This window comes from Pseudonocardia lacus, from assembly GCF_018531445.1.
GTDB lineage: Bacteria > Actinomycetota > Actinomycetes > Mycobacteriales > Pseudonocardiaceae > Pseudonocardia > Pseudonocardia lacus.
Genome location: NZ_JAHDTH010000404.1, coordinates 1 through 2878 on the forward strand (window position 1 = coordinate 1; position 2878 = coordinate 2878).

Annotated in this window: 3 protein-coding genes; 2 read left to right on the forward strand and 1 reads right to left on the reverse strand. The window is 74.0% G+C overall.

Translation table 11 applies throughout. The annotated features are described in order from the left end of the window. Both groL and KIK08_RS38460 read left to right on the forward strand, forming a co-directional pair. Positions 1 to 1356, forward strand: a 1356-nt coding sequence (gene groL, locus KIK08_RS38455) for a chaperonin GroEL (protein WP_214408235.1), incomplete at its 5' end; no start/stop codon positions are given. Positions 1357 to 1448: 92 nt separating this feature from the next. Then, positions 1449 to 1997: a VanZ family protein gene (locus KIK08_RS38460; RefSeq protein ID WP_308258161.1), complete on the forward strand. Its 549-nt coding sequence runs from the start codon at positions 1449 to 1451 to the stop codon at positions 1995 to 1997. Here the strand turns inward: KIK08_RS38460 and KIK08_RS38465 are convergent. Then, a partial coding sequence (locus KIK08_RS38465) for a sensor histidine kinase (RefSeq protein ID WP_214408236.1) occupies positions 1991 to 2878 on the reverse strand: 888 nt, incomplete at its 5' end. The genes KIK08_RS38460 and KIK08_RS38465 overlap by 7 nt on opposite strands.

The following is a 2878-nucleotide window of genomic DNA, read 5'->3' on the forward strand; positions in this document are numbered from 1 at the left end:
GCCCAGGCGCTGGTCCGCGAGGGGCTGCGCAACGTGGCCGCCGGCGCGAACCCGATGGCCCTCAAGCGCGGCATCGAGAAGGCCGTCGAGGCCGTCTCCGAGGCCCTGCTGAAGTCGGCGCACGAGGTCGAGACGCGGGAGCAGATCGCCGCGACGGCGTCCATCTCGGCCGCGGACGCCTCGATCGGCGAGCTGATCGCCGAGGCCATGGACAAGGTCGGCAAGGAAGGCGTCATCACGGTCGAGGAGAGCCAGACCTTCGGTCTGGAGCTCGAGCTGACCGAGGGCATGCGCTTCGACAAGGGCTACCTGGCCCCGCACTTCGTGACCGACACCGAGCGCATGGAAGCGGTCCTGGACGACCCGTACCTGCTGCTCGTCGGGTCGAAGATCAGCTCGGTGCAGGACCTGCTGCCGGTCCTGGAGAAGGTCATGCAGGCCGGCCGGCCGATCGTGGTCATCGCCGAGGACGTGGAGGGCGAGGCGCTGGCGACGCTGATCCTCAACAAGCTCAAGGGGACGGTGGCCTCGGTCGCGGTGAAGGCGCCCGGCTTCGGCGACCGCAGGGAGGCGATGCTGACCGACATGGCGGTGCTGACCGGCGGCGAGGTGATCTCCGAGAAGATCGGCCTCAAGCTGGAGAACGCCGAGGAGTCGCTGCTGGGCCGCGCCCGCAAGGTCGTGGTCACCAAGGACGAGACCACCATCGTCGACGGTGCCGGCGACGCCGACCAGATCGCCGGGCGGGTCAACCAGATCCGCGCCGAGATCGAGCGCACCGACTCCGACTACGACCGCGAGAAGCTCCAGGAGCGCCTGGCCAAGCTCGCCGGCGGCGTCGCGGTCATCAAGGCCGGTGCCGCTACCGAGGTCGAGCTCAAGGAGCGCAAGCACCGCATCGAGGACGCGGTGCGCAACGCCAAGGCCGCGGTCGAGGAGGGCATCGTCGCCGGCGGCGGCGTCGCCCTGATCCAGGCCGGCGCCGGGCTGTTCGAGGGCTCCACCGACTTCCTGCGCGGCCTCGACGGTGACGAGGCCACCGGGGCCAACATCGTCAAGGTCGCCCTGGAGGCGCCGCTCAAGCAGATCGCGATCAACGCCGGTCTGGAGGGCGGGGTCGTGGCCGAGAAGGTCCGCGGGCTCAACTCCGGTGCGGGCCTCGACGCCGCCACCGGCGAGTACAAGGACCTGATCGCCGCCGGGATCATCGACCCGGCCAAGGTCACCCGCTCGGCCCTGCAGAACGCCGCGTCGATCGCCGCGCTGTTCCTGACCACCGAGGCCGTCATCGCCGACAAGCCGGAGAAGACCCCGGCCCCCGCCGCGGACCCGACCGGCGGCGCCATGGACTTCTGAAGCCGGGACCGGCGCACGCGGGAAGTCGATACGTTCCGGCAACACCGCACCGCCTTGACTGGTGGCATGGACTGCCGCCCAGCGGAGCTTTCGTGAACTGGTACGCCCTGCACCTCACCTTCACCGGCGTGGCGCTCACGACGGTGGCCCTGCTGCCGGTGGCCGCGCTGGCGGTGTGGGTGCTGGCCCGTACCCGCAGGGCGGCGGGCGCGACGCCGCGGTGGGCTCTTCGTGGGTCGCTGGCGGAGGTCGGCATCGTCTACGGGACGCTGCCGTGGGTCGTGATGACCATGCTGCCGGGCGGGCGGGCCGGGGAGGTCCCCGGCCGGGTGAGTCTCCTGCCGCTGGCCGACCTGGTCACGATGGACCGGGGCCAGGTCGTGGGCAACCTGCTGGTGCTCGCGGCGCTGGGGTTCTGCGCTCCGGTGCGGTTCGCCGCGCTGGCGTCGGTGCCGCGGGTGCTGGTGCTCGCGGCGTGCTGCTCGGCCTCGATCGAGGTCGCGCAGTACGCCCTGCAGCTGGACCGGGTGTCCTCCGTCGACGACGTGCTGCTCAACACGACCGGCGCCGGGCTGGCCGCGCTGGCCTCGCGCCGCCGGTGGCGCGCGACGCGCCCGACCCGGGTCGCATCCCGTCAGTGAGTGCGCGCCGACCCCCACAGCCGCCACGCGCGGGGCTCGTCGGGGTCGGCGTGCTCGGCGCCGACCTCGCCGAAGCGCAGCCGGATGCGGGCCCCGCCGAGCGCGGCCCGCTCGACGTGGATGGTGCCGCCGGTCGCCTCGACGGCGTCGCGGGCGATGTCCAGGCCCAGGCCGGTCGACCCGGAGCTGCTGACCCCTCGCCCCAGCGCGGCGACGGGGTCGGCGACGCCGGGGCCGGCGTCGTCGACGACGAGGGTGATCCAGCCGGCGTGCCGCACGACCGACACCGCCACCGCGGTGCCCGCCGGCGTGTAGCGGAAGATGTTGCTCATCAGGGCGTCGACGACTGCGCCCAGGTCGTCCTCGGCCAGCGCGGTCACGGCGGGCGACTCGACGCAGCGGAACTCGCACTCGCGCCCGCTGTGCCGGGCCAGCGCCTGCCAGAACGCCATGCGCTTGCCCACAACGGCCACCACGTCGCAGCGGGCCGGGCCGGGCGCGTGCGCCGGGGACGGGGTGCGGATCAGCACGTCGATGTCGTCGTTGAGGGACTCGACGGCGGCGCGCACGCGGTCGGCGGCCGGTCCGTCGCCGATGGCGGAGACGTCCAGGCGCAGTGCGGTGAGGGGCGTGCGCAGCCGGTGGGACAGGTCGGCGGCCAGCCGCCGCTGGGCGGCCTGCGCCTCGGCGAGCCGGTCGGCCAGCCCGTCGAGCGCCGCGGCCATCTCCAGCGTCTCCGGCGTGTGCATCGCCCGGCTCCGCAGCGGGTGCCGGTCGTCGCCGAGGCCGCGGGCCGCGGCGGCCAGCGCCGTCAGGTCGGCGGCGACCGGCCGGACCCGGCGCACGGCCAGCAGCACCCCGACGCCGGCCCCGAGCGCCCC